Origin of the sequence: Aeromonas piscicola (assembly GCF_000820005.1) — a bacterium.
In the GTDB taxonomy this organism is placed as follows: Bacteria; Pseudomonadota; Gammaproteobacteria; order Enterobacterales; family Aeromonadaceae; genus Aeromonas; species Aeromonas piscicola.
Genome location: NZ_CDBL01000015.1, coordinates 20329 through 37709 on the forward strand (window position 1 = coordinate 20329; position 17381 = coordinate 37709).

20 protein-coding genes are annotated in these 17381 nt (G+C 59.7%); 15 read left to right on the forward strand and 5 right to left on the reverse strand.

The annotated features are described in order from the left end of the window. The first annotated feature begins 30 nt into the window (after positions 1-30). Positions 31-1689, forward strand: coding sequence for a 2-isopropylmalate synthase (leuA, locus tag BN1128_RS03065; protein WP_042866220.1), 1659 nt, complete (start codon positions 31-33; stop codon positions 1687-1689). 232 nt (positions 1690-1921) lie between these two features. Further along, positions 1922-3106: a DUF1615 domain-containing protein gene (locus BN1128_RS03070; RefSeq protein ID WP_042866221.1), complete on the forward strand. Its 1185-nt coding sequence runs from the start codon at positions 1922-1924 to the stop codon at positions 3104-3106. Positions 3107-3155: 49 nt separating this feature from the next. Here the strand turns inward: BN1128_RS03070 and BN1128_RS03075 are convergent, their stop codons facing one another. From BN1128_RS03075 to BN1128_RS03090, 4 genes are all read right to left on the reverse strand, one after another. Then, on the reverse strand, positions 3156-3974 hold the full coding sequence (locus BN1128_RS03075; protein ID WP_042866222.1) for an HAD family hydrolase: 819 nt from the start codon (positions 3972-3974) through the stop codon (positions 3156-3158). Positions 3975-3991: 17 nt separating this feature from the next. After that, the gene (locus BN1128_RS03080) at positions 3992-4582 is read right to left on the reverse strand and encodes a hypothetical protein (RefSeq protein WP_042866225.1); all 591 of its coding nucleotides are present in this window, start codon (positions 4580-4582) and stop codon (positions 3992-3994) included. A 68-nt stretch (positions 4583-4650) separates the two neighbouring features. After that, complete coding sequence (locus tag BN1128_RS03085; RefSeq protein ID WP_042866265.1) at positions 4651-4893, reverse strand: phospholipase D-like domain-containing protein; 243 nt, start codon at positions 4891-4893, stop codon at positions 4651-4653. Between the two features lie 220 nt (positions 4894-5113). After that, positions 5114-6067 (reverse strand): autotransporter domain-containing protein, encoded by a 954-nt coding sequence (locus BN1128_RS03090; protein ID WP_042866227.1) that lies wholly within the window; start codon positions 6065-6067, stop codon positions 5114-5116. A gap of 201 nt (positions 6068-6268) precedes the next feature. On the opposite strand from BN1128_RS03090, the gene BN1128_RS24405 reads away from it, so the two are divergent. From BN1128_RS24405 to BN1128_RS03120, 7 genes are all read left to right on the forward strand, one after another. Next, on the forward strand, positions 6269-6421 hold the full coding sequence (locus BN1128_RS24405) for a hypothetical protein (protein ID WP_244464551.1): 153 nt from the start codon (positions 6269-6271) through the stop codon (positions 6419-6421). 253 nt (positions 6422-6674) lie between these two features. Next, the gene (locus BN1128_RS03095; protein WP_042866228.1) at positions 6675-7325 is read left to right on the forward strand and encodes a DedA family protein; all 651 of its coding nucleotides are present in this window, start codon (positions 6675-6677) and stop codon (positions 7323-7325) included. A 114-nt stretch (positions 7326-7439) separates the two neighbouring features. Further along, positions 7440-7973, forward strand: a complete 534-nt coding sequence (gene speG / locus BN1128_RS03100; protein ID WP_042866231.1) for a spermidine N1-acetyltransferase — start codon at positions 7440-7442, stop codon at positions 7971-7973. Between the two features lie 274 nt (positions 7974-8247). Further along, on the forward strand, positions 8248-9543 hold the full coding sequence (locus tag BN1128_RS03105; RefSeq protein WP_042866233.1) for a DEAD/DEAH box helicase: 1296 nt from the start codon (positions 8248-8250) through the stop codon (positions 9541-9543). Positions 9544-9680: 137 nt separating this feature from the next. Further along, a complete protein-coding gene (locus BN1128_RS03110; RefSeq protein WP_042866235.1) occupies positions 9681-10325 on the forward strand; it encodes a DUF2913 family protein in 645 nt (214 codons plus the stop codon). A gap of 316 nt (positions 10326-10641) precedes the next feature. Beyond that, positions 10642-11682 (forward strand): M35 family metalloendopeptidase, encoded by a 1041-nt coding sequence (locus tag BN1128_RS03115; RefSeq protein ID WP_042866236.1) that lies wholly within the window; start codon positions 10642-10644, stop codon positions 11680-11682. Positions 11683-11731: 49 nt separating this feature from the next. After that, positions 11732-12166, forward strand: coding sequence for a hypothetical protein (locus tag BN1128_RS03120; protein ID WP_042866237.1), 435 nt, complete (start codon positions 11732-11734; stop codon positions 12164-12166). On the opposite strand, the gene BN1128_RS03125 is transcribed toward BN1128_RS03120, so the two are convergent. Beyond that, a complete protein-coding gene (locus BN1128_RS03125; protein ID WP_042866239.1) occupies positions 12163-13146 on the reverse strand; it encodes a questin oxidase family protein in 984 nt (327 codons plus the stop codon). The genes BN1128_RS03120 and BN1128_RS03125 overlap by 4 nt on opposite strands. A 66-nt stretch (positions 13147-13212) precedes the next feature. On the opposite strand from BN1128_RS03125, the gene soxR reads away from it, so the two are divergent. From soxR to BN1128_RS03155, 6 genes are all read left to right on the forward strand, one after another. Beyond that, entirely contained in the window at positions 13213-13677 is a 465-nt protein-coding gene (gene soxR / locus BN1128_RS03130) for a redox-sensitive transcriptional activator SoxR (protein WP_042866242.1), read from the forward strand. A gap of 79 nt (positions 13678-13756) precedes the next feature. Next, entirely contained in the window at positions 13757-14335 is a 579-nt protein-coding gene (locus tag BN1128_RS03135; protein WP_042866245.1) for an O-methyltransferase, read from the forward strand. Positions 14336-14346: 11 nt separating this feature from the next. Next, a complete protein-coding gene (locus BN1128_RS03140) occupies positions 14347-14757 on the forward strand; it encodes a nuclear transport factor 2 family protein (RefSeq protein ID WP_042866248.1) in 411 nt (136 codons plus the stop codon). 304 nt (positions 14758-15061) lie between these two features. Further along, positions 15062-15835 (forward strand): amino acid ABC transporter substrate-binding protein, encoded by a 774-nt coding sequence (locus BN1128_RS03145; protein ID WP_042866249.1) that lies wholly within the window; start codon positions 15062-15064, stop codon positions 15833-15835. Between the two features lie 57 nt (positions 15836-15892). After that, the gene (locus tag BN1128_RS03150; RefSeq protein ID WP_244464552.1) at positions 15893-16549 is read left to right on the forward strand and encodes an amino acid ABC transporter permease; all 657 of its coding nucleotides are present in this window, start codon (positions 15893-15895) and stop codon (positions 16547-16549) included. Further along, on the forward strand, positions 16546-17307 hold the full coding sequence (locus BN1128_RS03155) for an amino acid ABC transporter ATP-binding protein (RefSeq protein ID WP_042866253.1): 762 nt from the start codon (positions 16546-16548) through the stop codon (positions 17305-17307). The genes BN1128_RS03150 and BN1128_RS03155 overlap by 4 nt, the downstream gene beginning before the upstream one ends. The last annotated feature ends 74 nt before the right edge of the window (positions 17308-17381 follow it).

Genomic DNA, 17381 nt, shown 5'->3' on the forward strand with positions numbered 1-17381 from the left:
CTCAAGGACATCAGCCAAGGGAATCTGAATATGAGCTTCGATCATCGCAAATACCGCCCCGCCCCCGTTATTGCACTGGCGGACCGTCAATGGCCCAACCAGGTGATGACGCGGGCGCCGCTCTGGTGCGCCGTGGACTTGCGCGACGGCAATCAGGCGCTGGTCGAACCCATGACGGTGGCCCAGAAGCTGCAAATGTGGGCGCTCATGGTCCATGTCGGTTTCAAGCATATAGAGGTGGGGTTCCCCGCCGCCTCCCAGCCTGATTTCGACTTCGTGCGCGAGCTTATTGAGCGCAATCTCATTCCCGATGACGTCACCATACAGGTGTTGGTGCAGGCCCGCGAAGATCTGATCGCCCGCACCTTTGAATCGCTAAAGGGGGCCAAACGGGCCATCGTCCACGTCTACAACTCGGTCAACCCGACCCAGCGCAACTATGTGTTCAACTCAGGGAAGGAGGGGGTCAAGGCCATCGCCGTGCAAGGCGCGCGCTGGGTGCGAGACCATGCGGCGCGCAACCCTGGCACAGAGTGGAGTTTTCAATATTCCCCCGAGAGTTTCAGCAGCACAGAGGTGGAGTTCGCGGTAGATGTGTGCGACGCCGTCATCGACGAGTGGCGCCCTGCTGGCCGCCCCATGATCCTCAACCTCCCTGCCACGGTCGAGGTGAGCACTCCCAATGTGTTCGCAGATCAGGTGGAGTGGTTCTGCCGCCACCTCAAGGCGCGCCCCGAGGTGAGCATCTCCATCCATACCCACAATGACAGGGGCTGCGGCGTGGCCGCCGCCGAGCTGGCGGTGCTGGCGGGGGCCGATCGCATCGAGGGTACCCTGCTTGGCAACGGCGAGCGCACCGGCAACATGGACATAGTCACCATGGCCATGAACCTCTACAGCCAGGGGATTGATCCCGAGCTGGATCTCTCTGACATGGACGCCATAGTCGCCACCGTGGGCGCCTGCACCCAGATAGCCCTGCACCCGCGCCACCCCTACGCGGGCGAGCTGGTCTACACGGCGTTTTCCGGCAGCCACCAGGATGCGATTCGCAAATCTCTGGCGGCCGAGAAACCCGATGCCTACTGGGACGTGGCCTATCTGCCCATCGATCCCGCAGACCTTGGCCGCAGCTACGAGGCGGTGATCCGCATCAACAGCCAGTCCGGCAAGGGCGGCGTCACCTATCTGCTGGAGCGCGACCTTGGCCTGCAACTGCCACGCTGGCTGCAAATTGACTTCAGCCGCCGGGTCCAGGCACAGGCCGAGGCAAGCAGCAGCGAAATCAGCCCGGAACAGATCCGAGCCCTGTTTGAGCAGCATTACCTCGAGCCGGTACACGGCTATCGCATTGGTCGCTTCCAGCTTGGTCACGACAGTCAGGAGAGTCTGTGCCTCGAGTTGCAGACCCCGAACGGCACCTTGCACCTGAGCGGCGAAGGGGAGGGGGCCATCACAGCGCTGGTCAACGGCTGGGAGCGCCAGACCGGGATGCACATCGACGTGCTCGATTACTCGGAACATGCCCTCTGTGCCGGTACCGAATCTCGCGCCGCCGCCTATGTGCTGCTCAGCGTCGATGGCCAGCGCATGTGCGGGGTCGCCATCGGCCGTGACGTGGTCAATGCCTCCTTGCAGGCGGTGATCAATGGCGCCGCCCAGGTTCAGGCGCTGCGCCAAACGGCCTGATCCACCCCCTGCTCAGCTGCCGGGGCGCTGTTTTTGCCTCTGGCCCTGGCCCGATACACCTGCAAGGCCCCCGTCCAACCGGCGGGGGCCTTGTCGTGTCAACGGCGGATGCTCTCGGGCTGGCGATGCTCATGCCTTCAGATCCCCCGATCAATCCTCTACAATGCCCTTGCTGCCGGGGGCCGGACTTGTCTGGCCACGCCAGCGGCGCCTCATCCATCGGGAAGCTTTCATGCATCATCTCACTCGTTATCGTCATCATGTCGCGCCTCTGTTGGCCGCTTTGCTGCTGGCTGCCTGTGCCAGCGAACCTGCCAGCCAGGGCGATACCCGCAAACCTGGCAGTGCGGCCATCATGGGGCCGGCCATCACCAAACCCGCGTCCCTGCCCAAGGCCCAGACTCCCAGAGCCCCGGCCAGCATGCAGTCGCGCATAGTGCGGTTGTTGCCGGCCCGTACCGTGGATCGCAAGGGCTGGGCGCAGGACATAGTCACGGCCCTTGCCAAACAGGATCTGGCCGTGACCGACGAGAATGTCTGTTCTGTGCTGGCGGTGGCCGAGCAGGAGTCCACCTTTCAAGCAGACCCCGTGGTGCCAGGGCTTGGCAAGATCGCCTGGCAGGAGATCAACGCCCGTGCCGGCAAGCTGCTGATCCCCGAGTTCGTGGTGCGCACAGCGCTCAGCATCAATTCACCCACCGGCAAGAGCTATGCCGAGCGCATCGACAAGTTGCGCACCGAGCGGGAGATGAGCGAGATCTTCGAGGACATGATAGGGGAGGTGCCCATGGGCAAGACCCTGTTTGGCAACATGAACCCGGTGCGTACCGGTGGTCCCATGCAGGTCAGTATCGCCTTCGCCGAGGCCAACGCCCGTGGCTACCCTTATCCCGTCAAGGATTCCATCCGCCACGAAGTCTTTAGCCGCCGCGGTGGCATCTGGTTTGGCACCCGTCATCTGCTCAACTACCCGGCCCAGTATCCGGATCACCTCTACCGCTACGCCGACTTCAACGCCGGCTGGTATGCCAGTCGCAACGCCGCATTCCAGGCGGCGGTCAGCCGCGTGAGCGGCAAGCCGCTGGCACTGGATGGGGATCTCATTCGCTACGACTCAGATCTGCCGGGCAAGACAGAACTCGCGGTTCATTCCATCGCCAGCCGCCTCAGCATGAGCAAGCAGGCCATTCACCAGAGCCTGAAACTGGGGGATACCGCCGAATTTGCCCAGAGCGATCTCTACCACAGGGTCTTTACCCTGGCCGACAAGCAGGCCGGCAAGCGACAACCCCGCGCCGTGCTGCCGGGCATCTCTCTCAAAAGCCCCAAGATCACCCGCAACCTCACCACCGCCTGGTTTGCCAAACGGGTGCAGTGGCGCCAGCAAACCTGCCTGAAGCGGCTGGGGTCGCTGTAACTGCAATAACAAAGGCGGCCAATGGGCCGCCTTTGTTTATAGTTAAGAACTATCCCTTTCTTTTAAATAACCTCAATAAGCCTTTTACTGTGATGTCTAGGTGACTGCCTTCATCATACAGAGCAGGGACGACATAATCAGCTCTTTCTTCGGATATTAGCTTTTCTACTTTGTCTTGAGTTGATTTTAGAGGCCATTTTTTGTTGTCAAAGACAGCAATAGACCTGCCACCTTGATACCTCACCATTTTCATAGATGGAATATCGGTGTCGCCATCACCAAGATATATCATTCTCTGAAATGGTATGTCTCTATCTTGAAGTTCAATGAATTTATTTACTTCCCTATTATCCCATGAATTATGAATTCCTTTGTTTATTCTAAATAAGAATTGTGTTTTGGTTGTATAGTTAATTGCTTGTGCGGGCCACGTTGCGTAGCGATGATTTTCAGAGTAGTGATATTTGCAAGCATAAATATCACGAAATTTGTCTCCAATACATGTTCCTCTAATCATTGCATCAAGGCCACTTGATATGATGTAATGCTCCAGTTCTAGGTCAATGCTTTCAGCAAAGCTGTTAATTCTATCGAACCATGAATCAACGCCACTGAATAAAGGGATTGATTGTCCATGCATCATTAGTTTTTCTGTACTAAGGACATCAGATTGAAGCATGTTAGCCCTTTCTGCTAGCATACCAAGGTAGGTCAATATTTCATCGCCGTCATCGTACATTGCTCTACGTTTCACGCTGGCCCAAAATTCAGGTATATCAGTTATCTCTAATTCGGGCATAACCCCATGCTGGGCACAATCACCTTCCGCTAAGGTCCCATCAAAATCATAAATTAGTGCGCACTTCATGAATAATCCTCTAAAAGTTAAATCGGCCAGTTCTGCTCAATCCATAATATTTCCCGACACACTTTCTCCTCCATTCTGTCTCTGTCAGAGGTAAGTCTGAACTCTTGGCCGGAATGCAGATCAAGAACTATATATTCCGCATCTGCCTCTTGAATTGCTTCATGCATTAAATAGCAGATATAGTCAGCTCGCTCTCTTGTCATTCTCTGTTTCTCGGTAAAATGGAGCTTAACATGAGTTCGGACGCCATTTATCAATGCGCTCAGCTCGGGATTGCAATGGATAGTAGTGCTATTAAAAACAAAGGACTCTCGCAATGATGCATACACATCAATGTTCTTACCTGACTGCCACTTAATAAAATTATGGGCTAGGCGTTCAAATTTTATTTTTTTACTGGAGTCCTTTTGCTTTCGTGATATTTCGATCAGGTACGAAACATGTCTCTTTTGGCTAAAAAGTGACTTTATAGCTGTTCTAAGTTGCAAGTAGTAATCTTTATAGTGTGCATAATCCCCTCTTAGTGCAACCTGCTTAAGTTTTGTGTGTTTAGGTGAGCCAGTTGCAACAGCAATATTAGTGAAATCTGAGATAGCTAACTCTGGCATACAATATCCTTATTTAAATATGTGAATTTGGTTATCCGCTCAGGAGTAAGCGTCTTTTAGTTCGATGTTTAGTTCTTAATAGGGAGAAGGTTGCGGTATTGTTGATAGCTAGGACAGCCACAGAAACTATTGCCCTTGGTATCTCCCCATTTGCTGGTCCTCAGTACCGTGTTGTGGCAAGCCGGCGCCAGATCTGCATTCCGTACATTGAGCTTGAGGAAAGGACTGATCAGGATCAGTCGTTCTTTGGCGTCCTTGATCAGTTCTTCAAGAAAGTAATTGGTTGCACTGGTATTCAGAAATTTGGCCATAACAAGCTCCCTGTCCTTGGAAATGTCATGTGTTCTCTGGTCACGGTAGTCTATAAGACCGACCTCCATCCTTGGCACAGCACAGCGTCACCGTATCCATCGCTGCCCCATGCCCCCATGCTAGGAGATACAGGTGGGACCTGATAGTGGCAATTGAGTCAAATGTGCGCCCAGTCAGAGATTTTGCTGTCGAGGCGGGTCATGTCGCCATGCCAAGACACTAGAAACTCATCGCCAGCCCGACGCCGTAGCCGCTGGTGTTGTGGCTGAACATATAGCGGGCCACCAGCCGGGTGCGGGTCACTATGATGTCGTACTTGCTGCTGTCGAGCTCGATCCCGAGCCCCAGCGAGTTGAGGGAGTTGAAACCGAGCAGGCCCCGTTGCTCGCCGAGATATTCGGTGCGAGCCCCTTCCACCACGTAGCGCAGCGGCCGATCCAGTAGTGTCAGCTCGCCGATGGGGGCACGGCGACGCAGATAGAGGCCGAGGTTCTCCGCATTGGCCTGGCCGGTCACGCTGGCGGAGGTGCCGCCAAAGCTCTGTAGATGCTGATAGGAGTAGCGCAGCTCGGCGTCTATGTCCTGGGTTGGGGAGAAGAGTTCATAGTCGAGCATCATGGCGCCGCCCAGGCCGTAGACATCGAGCCTGCCGCCGTCGAGAAAATCGAGATTCTTGCCGGTGTATTGGCCCAGCAGCCAGTTGCCGACGCGCAAATCGCTGGCCACTGTGCCCAGGGTGACGTTGCCAATGGGGCGCAGCACCCAGTTGCCGCCGTGGCGATCCTGATGCAGATGCAGATCCCAGCCGATGCCCCCTGCGGCGGTGAAGCTGTTCCATTTGGTGGGCAGGGTGCGGGTCTCGCTGCCGTTGCTCACCACGAACTGGGGATCGTAGCGGCTAAAGCCCAGCGTCCCCTCCAGATAGATGGGCACGCTCTCGCTCATGGTGGCGCCGCCGCCGACCTGGGTCATGTTGAGCGCCGCCGACTGGTTGGTGCCGCTGCCGATATTGATGTTGCTGGCGGTGATGTCGGGCACCACTGTGAAGGTCATCAGCGAGACCACCGCATTGGCGCGCTGTTGCACCAGCGACTCCTCGTCGGCCATGGCGTTGGCGCCGAGCAGCAGGCTGATCAGCAGGGGCAGGCTGGTGTGAGAGGTGTGTGAGGGCATGCCGGGTTCCCGTGAAGCCTCGTTGGGTGAGGCACGATTACACTGTAGCGATCTTTTACCGGCTTGGCAGCCCGGATAATGAGCCGGATGGCACTCTTCTGGCGTGTGTGATCCCGAGGCAAAGGGGCGGGTGGTTGACGATGGACCAAGCGGGGCTTGCCCTCTCGGTCACCATACTGATGGCGCCCCTCAAGCAGGGGGATGAGCTGCTCGGTTTCATTCATCATCGCCGAGCGATCCAGTCTGAAGGAGGAGTCGCACCCGGACGAGACGGTCTTCGTGCTCTGGGTGTGCGATCTCTTCGCCCAGACCCTGCTCACCCTCACCAAATTGCAGCAACTCAAGCGCAGCTGATGGCCGTCTTCCCTCGAGCGCAATCCCTTGGGTTCAAGGCGTACGCGCTCAAGGCTCAAGGCGCAACTTTCGTCGCGTCAGGCCGATTATCTCCACTATCCGTGACCTGCATTAATTTCTTGTTCACTTGGCAGGGTGTATAACGGGCATCCCTCAGGGAGAGAAGGGGCATGGCGACAGGGAGGGTCTGCCGCACTGGGGGCCATCGGGTCCCCCGGGATGGATACTCACTGACGTTGATGGGAGTCACCAGATGCAGGATATGCTGCTTGCCATATGGCAACAGGACTTTGACCAATTGATCCAGATGCAGGCGGTGGGCCTGCTCGTCACCTGCCTGGTGGTGATCCTCTTTCTCGAATCAAGCTTCGTCTTTTTGCCCCTGCCCGGTGACAGTCTGGTGCTGCTGGCCGGTGGTCTGGTGGGAATGGGGGTGCTCGGCCCCGAAGTTACACTGATTTACATGCCGCTTGCTGCCGGCCTTGGCAGCCTGATCGCCTATCTGCAGGGCCATGCGTTGCACGGCACCTCCTTCATGGGCCATGTGGAGCGGATGATCCCGGACGGCAGCCTGCCACGGGCCTCGCGTCTGCTGCACAACTATGGCTTCTGGGCCATGTTCTCCTCCCGCTTCGTGCCCTTCGTCAGGGTGCTGACGCCCATGCTGATGGGGGTCTCGCGCCTGCATCTGCCGCGGGTGATGATGGCAAGCTTCGCCAGCGCCTTCCTCTGGGCCCTGCTGCTGAGTCTGGTGGGCAAGTTCGTGATGGCGGCCCCCGCGTTTGTCCAGTATCACGAGCTGATGACCAAGTGTCTGCTGGTGACCTCCCTCGGTCTGTTCGTCATCGCCATGGCGGCCATCGCCATCCGGCTGCTCAAGCGCCCGACCAATCGCATCCGCTGATCGGCTGCGGGCGGCCAAGACCGCCCCGCGTGTTGCTTGTGAATGTTCACCTGACCCTGGCACGACCCCGAGCGGGCCGCCAGGGTCGCCCATCAACCTTCAAGCAGGTACCTTATGTCATGTCATGACACCCTGAGCCTTCGTCCCCTCGAGCGAGAGGATCTGAAATTCGTGCATCAGCTCAACAACAACGCCAGCATAATGCGCTACTGGTTCGAGGAGCCTTACGAGGCTTACATGGAGCTGGCCCAGCTCTATGACAAGCACATCCACGATCAGCACGAGCGCCGTTTCATCCTGGAGGTGGCCGGCACCCAGGTCGGGCTGGTGGAATTGGTGGATATTCGCAGTATTCATCGCCGCGCCGAATTCCAGATCATCATAGCTCCCGCCTATCAGGGGTTGGGTTATGCCAAGACGGCGACCCTGAAGGGGATGAAGTACGCCTTCAACGTGTTGAACCTGCACAAGTTGTATCTCATCGTCGATCGGGATAACGCCAAGGCGATCCACGTCTATCAGGGGCTGGGGTTCGCGCCGGAGGGGGAGCTGAAAGAGGAGTTTTTCATCGATGGCAAATATCGCACCGCCATTCGCATGTGTCTGTTTCAGCGTGATTTTCAGGCAGATGATGCAAACCGGGACTAAGGTTGCCTGACGCCTGAGTGCCCAGGGGGGAGGGCGGCGCCGGCCCGTGTCAGCCTGGCTTTTCCCCCGGTCGGCGCGTTTTGGCAGCAGGATAAAAACTCAGGTCATTTGAGGCAGAATTTGTGATGCCTATCTGTTACACTTCGCGCCCGCCATTTTCCGGCTCACTTTCTGACTTGATGTCGGACGCAGCCACCGGTGGTATCAACCTCCGCCTCGCCTACGCCGAGCCGCAAGCCAAACACAGCCCAGCTGGAACACAGGAACCCAATTTATGAGATTTGAATCGTTCGATTTTGCCCCCGAGATTTTGCGTGCTGTCTCAGATTGCGGTTATCAGGAGATGACCCCTGTGCAGCGCCAGGCGATCCCGACTATCCGTCGCGGTCTCGATGTGCTGGCCAGCGCCCAGACGGGGACCGGCAAGACTGCCGCCTTCGCCCTGCCGATACTGCAGCGCCTGGTGGACAAGCCGGCCGAGCTGCAACCGTCCAACGCCCGTGTGCTGATCCTGACCCCGACTCGCGAGCTGGCAGCCCAGGTGGCGAGCAACATCAATGATTTTGCCAAGTACCTGGATGTTACCGTACTGACGCTCGTTGGCGGCGGCAAGCAGGATGTGCAGGCCAAGAAGCTGAAAGCGGGTGCTCACATCATAGTGGCGACCCCGGGTCGTCTGCTGGAGCACCTGACCGCCTGCAACCTCAGCCTCTCCGGCGTCGAGTGTCTGGTGCTGGACGAAGCGGATCGCATCCTCGACATGGGCTTTAGCGCCGATGTGCAGCAGATCCTGCAAGCGGTCAACAAGGAGCGCCAGAACCTGCTGTTCTCCGCCACTTTCTCCGACGGGGTGAAGAAGCTGGCCAACGTCATGCTGGACAAGCCGCAGATCATCAGCGTCAACAAGCAGAACTCCACCGCCGATACCGTTACTCACACCGTCTATCCGGTAGAGCAGAAGCGCAAGCGCGAGCTGCTCTCCGAGCTCATCGGCAAGCAGAACTGGCCGCAGGTACTGGTGTTTGCCAGTACCCGTGAAAGCTGTGACGAGCTGGTGGCCGAACTGAACCTGGATGGCATCAAGTCCGCCGTGGTACATGGCGACAAGGCCCAGGGCAGCCGTCGCCGCGCCCTGCGCGAATTCACCGAAGGCAAGGTGCGGGTGCTGGTCGCCACCGAAGTGGCCGCCCGTGGTCTGGATATCCCGGATCTGCAGTACGTGGTCAACTATGATCTGCCGTTCCTAGCCGAAGATTACGTGCACCGCATCGGTCGTACCGGCCGCGCCGGCAAGAGCGGCATGGCCATCTCCTTCGTCAGCCGCGAAGAAGAGCGCACCCTGCTCGAGATCGAGGCGCTGATCGGCCAGAAGATCCGTCGCGTCATGGTGCCGGGCTACCAGGTGGGCAACCGTGACGAGCTGATCAAGCAGTTGCAGGAGCGTCGTCGCTTCGGCAAGCGCCCCCAGCGCGATGACAACGCCGCCGCCCAGGCCATGGCCGAGGCCAAGCTGCAGGGCCAGCGCCTCAAGCGTCTGGCGGCAATGAAGAAGCCGCGTCAGCCGAAGTAAGCGCGCCCAACCCCGCCCGGGCCTTCCCCTTGTCAGGGCAGACCGGGAGGGGCGATTTTGTATATAAAGGCGCCACTGGCGCCTTTATGCTGTTGATGACCCGGCCTCTGGCCCGCCCGTCTCTCTGAGGATCCGTGATGACCCTTCCCAACTACAATCAGGCCCTGCTCGACATGGCCACCCAGAGCCTTGCCGAGCTGGCGCGTACCGCCGAGCAGAAGGCGGGCAAGCGCACCCCGGCCCAGGAGAGCCATTTTCTCTGTACCTGGATGGCGGACTCCCTCAAGGAGAAGCGTTTCTCCCGGCTGGTGATGGAGGATCTGAAAGGCTGGATCCAGCAGGGCCGCACCCTGGGGGCTGGCGCCGATCTCAAGGGCTTGCTGGAGCGCATCGCCTTCCAGTACGCTCGCACGCAGGCCGACTCCCAACAGCTCGGCACCAAGCTGGCCGCCATGCTGGCCGAGCTGGAAAGTGCGGGTTGGTTAGTGTTTACCGACAGCGAGGTGAGCGCCAAGCTGCGCCTGCAGGGGCAGGGCCAATCCAGCCTGGTCATCTCCAGCCGCGAATATGGCGAGCACCTGGTCCAGGGGGAGCTTGTCAAGCCGCTGACCCTCTATGCGCGCTGTGATGAAACCCAGCTGGCCGAGGCGGCCTTTCGCCACGGTCTGCTGCTGAGCCAGGGCAACAAGAAGACCACACTGGTCAAGCACCACAAGGCGTATTGTCTGGTGCCGGCCAACCTGCAGCCCGCGCTGGCGCTGCTGGCCGAGGCGAAAGCCTGACGGTGAGCCTCTTCCCCTGCAGTTTCCAAACCCCGGCCTGGCGCCGGGGTTTTTTATGCGCGGCGAGCTGCGATGGGGACGCCGGGGAGGCAAGAAGAGGAGGGTCAGGAGCAAGTGGGATGAGGGCTGGCGTGCCCAGTTCTTGTCGCGGGCGATTTGTCGCATCGGGCGATTCCCTCCTCTTTCCCCTCTGATGGGGGGCATCCCCCATATGGTGGGATGGTGGCGGAAAATTTCTGCTCTAGGGTGAGTTGGCCCCAAAGAGGGCCTTAAGGAAGCAAACCGCCTGATGGCGATACTCAATGAATGAGGAAACATGATGAAAGCGACTCCCATTGCCCTGCTGCTGGCCGGTGTGCTGGCCTCTCCGCTCTGCGCCGCAGGGCTCGACGCCCAACTCACCCTGGTGGATGGCAGCACAGACGATGTGCGCGTCTACCTGACGCTGACCAACACGGGTGACAAGCCGATCCGACTGCTCAAGTGGCAATTGCCGGGCAGCGAAGATGCGCCCCTGTTCCTGGTGGAACGGGATGGCCAGCCGGTCAGCTACGAGGGGGCCCTGATCAAGCGGGCGGCGCCGACCGACAAGGACTTCCAGCTGCTCAAGGCCGGCCAGAGCCTGACGGTGCAGGCGGAGGTGTCGGGTCTCTATGACATGAGCGCCCAGGGTCAGTACAGCATCCGCTATCAGCTGCCGACCGTACCGCAGGAGGCGAAGGCCGCCAAGGCCAAACAGGCCCAGGCGAGCGAGTCCAACGCCATCACCCTGTGGGTGGAGGGGGTGAACGATGAGCGAGTCCAGGCCAAGGTAGCCGCCGCCGACCCTCAGGCCGTCACCGCCTCGGTCAGCTTCAGCGGCCGCTGCAGCAACACCCAGAAGAGTGACATTCTGGCCGCGCTCGATGCCGCCAGCGGCATCAGCAACAACTCCAGCAATTACCTGGCGGTGGACAAGCCCGATGGCCAGCGTTATCGCAGCTGGTTTGGCGCCTATGACGCCTCCCGCTGGGATCAGGCCGAGGGGCACTTCAGCAAGATCAAGGATGCCATCGGCAACAAGCCGCTCACCTTCGACTGCGGCTGCAAGCAGAGCTACTTTGCCTACGTCTACCCGGATCAGCCCTACAAGGTCTATCTGTGCAAGAGCTTCTGGACGGCGCCCGTCACCGGGACCGACTCCCGTGCCGGCACCATAGTCCATGAGTTGAGCCACTTCACCGTGGTGGCGGGCACCGACGATCTGGGTTACGGTCAGGCCAATGCCCGCAATCTGGCGAAGACGGATCCGGTCAAGGCGCTCAACAACGCCGACAACCACGAATACTTCGCCGAGAATACCCCGAGCGAAAAATGATCCGCTGACAGGGGCCGCGAGGCCCCTGTTTGATGTTGAAGGAGGCACCATGATGACACTCTTGCTCACGACCCTTGCACTCGCCCCCCTGCAGTGCGAGCTGTCGGTCAAGGCACACAGCCGGGTGGACGAGCCCTTGCCTCTGGTGATGACCTTGACCAACAAGGGGGAGGGGCCGCTCGAAGTGCTGAGCTGGTTTACCCCGTTCGAGGGCTGGTTTGCCGATGCCATCGAACTCACCCTGGATAACCAGCCGCTGGCCTACAAGGGGCCGCTCGCCAAGCGTGGTGCTCCTGCGGCCGAGGATTTCTTCATATTGGGGCCGGGCCAGCAGAGCCAGGCGGATGCGGATCTGACCCAGGTCTACGATCTGTCGCGCCCAGGCCTCTATCACCTCAGCTATCGTACTCAGCCCTTGACCCTGACTCAGGGGGTTGCCCCGCGTTGCCCAGCCATCAGCTTCAGTCGCCTGGCTGCGCACTAGGCGAGCTGACACGCCTTGCCGTTGCTCGCATCCAGCAGCCCCACAGCGCGCGCCGCTACCGCCAGATAACGAGGCGATATGTCCCGTTCCCGCCAGCAGCAGTGCACCAGCTTGATCACATGATCGTCCAAGCTGGCCAGCGCCAGTGGCAACACCTTCTGCCAATCCAGCCCTGAAACGTCTGGCCAGCGCCGGGAACGCAACGCGGGCGCCCCGACCGTGATATAAGCCGCCGCCACCGCCTGCCACATCAGGGTTTGCCACGGCGCTTGCCACTCGCCGGGCAACTGCCGCGCGACCAGGGCGGCGGCCCTACTGCCGGTCACCATGTGCAACACGGTGAAATTGCCGGTCTGCCAATAGAGCTGCCGGGCGATCTCTGCCAGCTGGGCGAATACTGCCGACGACTCGACGAGTGAGCGGGGCAGTGTGCCCGGCCAGCGCGGCGCCTCTGCCACCTGCTGCAATCGACCCGTTATCCACTCGCCCTGCCAGCTCGCACCCTCCCACTGTCCGGATACCCCAGCCAGCAGACTGACGATATCTCGGCTGGGGGCGGCCTCTCCGGCGGGCAGTATCAGGGGGCGGCACTGCCAGGCAGCCAGCGCGGCGGCCTGCTCCCCCAGATGGCCATTTTCCAGGGCGCAGGCGAAGCGGATCAGGGGGTGAAAGGCCCCTCCCGCAGGGGAAAGCCGGCGCGTCAGCAGTGTCGCAAAGGTGGGCTGCCAGCCTTGGGTGGCAAGCCGCGTTGTCAGTTGCTGACGCAGCCTAACGAAGCTGATTTCATCCTCCCCCTGACTTGTTTCCCCGCTCGGCAGCGCATGGGTTGCCTGCCAGTGATCGAAGAAATGCTGCAGCTGGCGGGGGCTGGCTCCCATCTCGTGCAGGGCATGCAGCGCCATCGGGCAGTGGTTGGTGGTGCCCCGGCCATTGAGGGCAAAAGCACGGTTGGCATCGAGCAGGCGATGAAGATGATGCATAATCGTTTGACTCCTTTCATTAAGGGAGACAGGATTGTGCAAGTTAAAGCTAACTTGAGGTCAAGGATGGATACGGATCGCAAGTGGTTAGCCATAGGCCAGATAGCCAGGCGCTCCGGCGTCAACGCCAGTGCCTTGCGTTTTTACGAGCAGAAGGGGCTGCTTCGCAGCGTGCGTAGCGAAGGCGGCCAGCGCCTCTATCCGCAGGATGCGCTGCGCCGGATCGCCTTCATCCGGGTAGCGCAGGGGATGGGACTGAGCCTTGGCGACATTGCCGATGCCCTCGCCGGCTTGCCCGATGGTCGCACACCGGATCGTCGCGACTGGGAGCAGATCGCCAGCCAGTGGCAGGGGCTGCTCGATCAGCGCATCGAGGCTCTGCTGCAGCTCAAGGGCAAGCTCACCTCCTGCATCGGCTGCGGTTGCCTGTCGCTCGAGCACTGCGCCCTTTACAACCCGGATGATCAGGCCGCAAGACAGGGCGCCGGCCCTCGCTATCTGCTGGGGGATGCGCCGCCGTCCGACGAGTGATCAGCAACATGATGAACATGAGCGTCGACCCAACCATGCCATGCACAGGGCCGACTCGTTTAACCATCAAGGAGGAGACATGGCACTGGAACAGCTTAAACGGGAGTTGGAGCAGTTTGGCGAATACAACGACAGCCAGCAGCAGGCCCGTGGCAGCAAGATGCTCAACATCACCCGCGATACCGGCGAACTGCTGGCTGTACTGGTGCAGGCCAGGGGGGCAGACGCCGTGTTGGAGATAGGCACCTCCAACGGTTACTCCACCCTCTGGCTGGCCGAGGCGGTACGCAGGCTCGATGGCCGGGTCACCACCATAGAGCTTGATGAGGGCAAGCGGGTCATGGCTGCTGCCAACTTCCAGCGCGCCGGCCTAGGCCCCTGGATCACCCAGCTGGCGGGCGAGGCGGGGGCCCTGCTGGCCGAGCTGCCGACGGAAGGTTATCAGCTGGTCTTCCTGGATTCAGATCGTCAGCACTATCGGGCCTGGTGGCCGCAGATCCGGCGCCTGCTGGCCCCTCGTGGCCTGCTGGTGGTGGACAACGCCATCTCCCATTGGGACGAGATGGCCGAGTGGATGAGTGAGGTGCAGCGCGATCCGGCCTTCCAGAGCACGTTGGTGCCGGTGGGCAAGGGGGAGTGGCTGGTGGTGCGTCTGTAGGGAGAGTGAGCATGGAATTCAAGACCATGGAACCAAGAGCTGTGGTAGAGGCCTATTGGCAGGCCATGCAGAGCAACGATTTTGCCAAGGCTGCCAGGTGGTTGTGTGAGGATTATGTCTGTGACTGGCCGCAGTCCGGTGAGCGGATTGCGGGGCGCTGCAACTTCATCGAGGTCAACCGCCGCTATCCGGCGGCGGGCCCCTGGAATTTTGAGGTGGTCCGGCTGATGGAGCAGGGGCGGGAGGTGGTGACCGAGGTGTTGATCACCGATGGCCTGGTGCATGCCCGCGCCATCACCTTTCACACGGTGAGCGGGAATGCCATCCTGCACCAGACCGAGTTCTGGCCCGATCTCTACGAGGCCCCCCACTGGCGTCGTCCCTGGGTGACCCCGATCCCCCGGGAGTCGCAACTCGCCTGATCCCGGCCCCCAGGGTGAGCCATGCCGCCCTGGGGAAATGATTATTTTGTGTTGTTGCCTTACTCTCATCCATCCTCGTTATCCATTATTTCGCTAAATATCCCCACATTTCATTGTTTGGCAATGGAATGGTCCGCGTTATGTTTTGTCCATGCCGATAGCCCGCAGAATTAATCTTTGATATTGCAGCGAATGAAATTAATCAGCCGGCTATGGATTCAGGGTTGGAAAATAATGATTGCATGGCGCCAATATTTTTATTTGGCAAGCGTTCTGGATATTTATAAATATAACGAGGTGGATCATGAAAAAAGTACGCTCCCTGTTTTTGCTGGCGGCGCTTCCGCTGGCTCTGATGACATCGGCCGAGGCCCAATCCAGCCTCGCCGCCATCCATAGCGCCGGGGTGATCAAGATCGGCACGGAAGGGGCCTATCCTCCGTTCACCTATCACGACAAGAGCGGCAAGCTGGTGGGTTTTGATGTTGAGATTGGCGAGCTGATTGCAAGCGGTCTCGGAGTGAAGCCGGAGTTTGTCGAAGGCAAGTGGGACGGGCTCATCGCCGGGGTGGATGCCAAACGCTACGATCTGGTGCTCAACGAAGTGGCTATCACCCCGGAGCGGCTGAAAAAGTATGACTTTTCAGATCCCTACATCACCTCCAAGGCAGTCGTGGTGGTGCACAGCGACAACAAAAGCATCAACAGCTTTGCGGATCTGAAGGGTAAAAAATCCTCCCAGTCCTTGACCAGCAACTTCGCCCAGCTGGCCAAGGCGTCGGGGGCCGAGGTGGTGGCTACAGAGGGTTTCAACCAGTCGCTGGCGCTGGTGTTGACCGGGCGGGTGGATGCGACCATCAACGACAGTCTCTCCTTCCTGGACTTCAAGAAGCAGAAGCCGGATGCCAAGTTGAAGGTGGCGGCGACCGAGGCGAAGGGGGATCAATCTGCCGTGCTGCTCGCCAAGGGGCAACCCGAATTGCTGGCCGCCATCAATCAGGCGCTGCGCACCGCGAAACAGGATGGCAGCTATCAAAAAATATCGGTTAAATATTTTGGCACCGACGTCTCGCAATAATATTGCGACAACATAATAACAATCGAGGGAATTAACGTGCCGGCTTGGTTACAGTTAATGATCGACTCTTTTTGGCCCCTGCTCAGTGCGGGGCTTATTTTTACCGTGCCCTTGACCCTGATCACCTTCGTATTGGGAATATTGCTCGGTTTCCTGGTGGCACTGGCAAGGTTATATGGCCCCACCCCGCTGGTTGTACTGGTCCGTTTTTATGTCTGGCTTATTCGGGGTACGCCGCTGCTGGTGCAACTCTTTCTGATTTTCTACGGCCTGCCGAGCGCCGGCATTGTGCTGGATGCCTTTACCGCCGCCGTCATCGGCTTCACCCTCAACATAGGTGCCTACAGCTCGGAGATCATCCGCGCCACCCTGGCGGCGATCCCGAAAGGGCAGTGGGAGGCGGCCTACTCCATCGGCATGAACTGGCCCCAGGTGATGTGGCGGGTGATCCTGCCACAGGCGGCACGTATCGCTGTGCCGCCGCTCTCCAACACCTTCATCTCGCTGGTCAAGGACACCTCGCTGGCGGCGGCGGTGACTGTGCCCGAGCTGTTTCAGGCGGCCCAGCGACTTGCCTCCGTCACCTATGAGCCGCTCATTCTCTACATAGAAACGGCCATCATCTACCTGCTGTTCAGCTCTGTACTCTCCACCCTGCAAAACAGGCTGGAGCGTAGACTGACCCACAAAGAGACCCGGGAGCTTGCCCTATGATCCGATTGAGCGGCATCGAGAAACAGTTTGGCGGGCAGCGGGTGCTCAAGGGGATAGACCTTGCCATGGCCGCAGGCAGCGTCACCGCCCTGATAGGCCCCTCCGGCAGCGGCAAGAGCACCTTGCTGCGCTGCGTGAACCTGCTGGAGCGACCGGATGCGGGGCAGCTGGTGCTGGGAGGGAGCGAGCTCGACTTTGCCCACCACCTGTCCCGCCAGAGCGTGCTGAGCCTGCGTCAGCAGACTGGCATGGTGTTTCAGAACTTCCAGCTGTTCCCGCACATGACGGTGCTGGAAAACGTGATGGAGGGGCTGGTGACAGTGCTGAAGTGGCCCAAGGCGAAAGCGCAGGCGCGTGGCTTGGCGTTGCTCGACAAGGTGGGACTCAGGCACAAGGCCGAGGCGGTGCCCGCTACCCTCTCCGGCGGCCAGCAACAGCGAGTCGCCATCGCCAGAGCCCTGGCACCGGCGCCCAAGGTGTTGCTCTGTGACGAGCCCACCTCGGCGCTGGATCCCGAACTTGCGCTCGAGGTGGTGGCCGTGCTGCGCCAGCTGGCCCGTGAAGGCACCACCATGCTGATCGCCACCCACGACCTGCGCCTCGCAGCCCAGATAGCGCAACAGGTGATCTTTCTGGAATCCGGCGAGGTGGTGGAGGCGGGCAGTGCGCGCCAGATGTTCACCACTCCCAAGCGGGCACGTACCTTTGAGTACATCTCCACCCTGACCGAGCGGTTGCCGGAGAGTTGGAGCATCTAGCGGCGCTTGCCAGGGCGGCAGCCACATAAAGAAACAGCCCCGCAGATGCGGGGCTGTTTGCTTGGGGAAGCCTT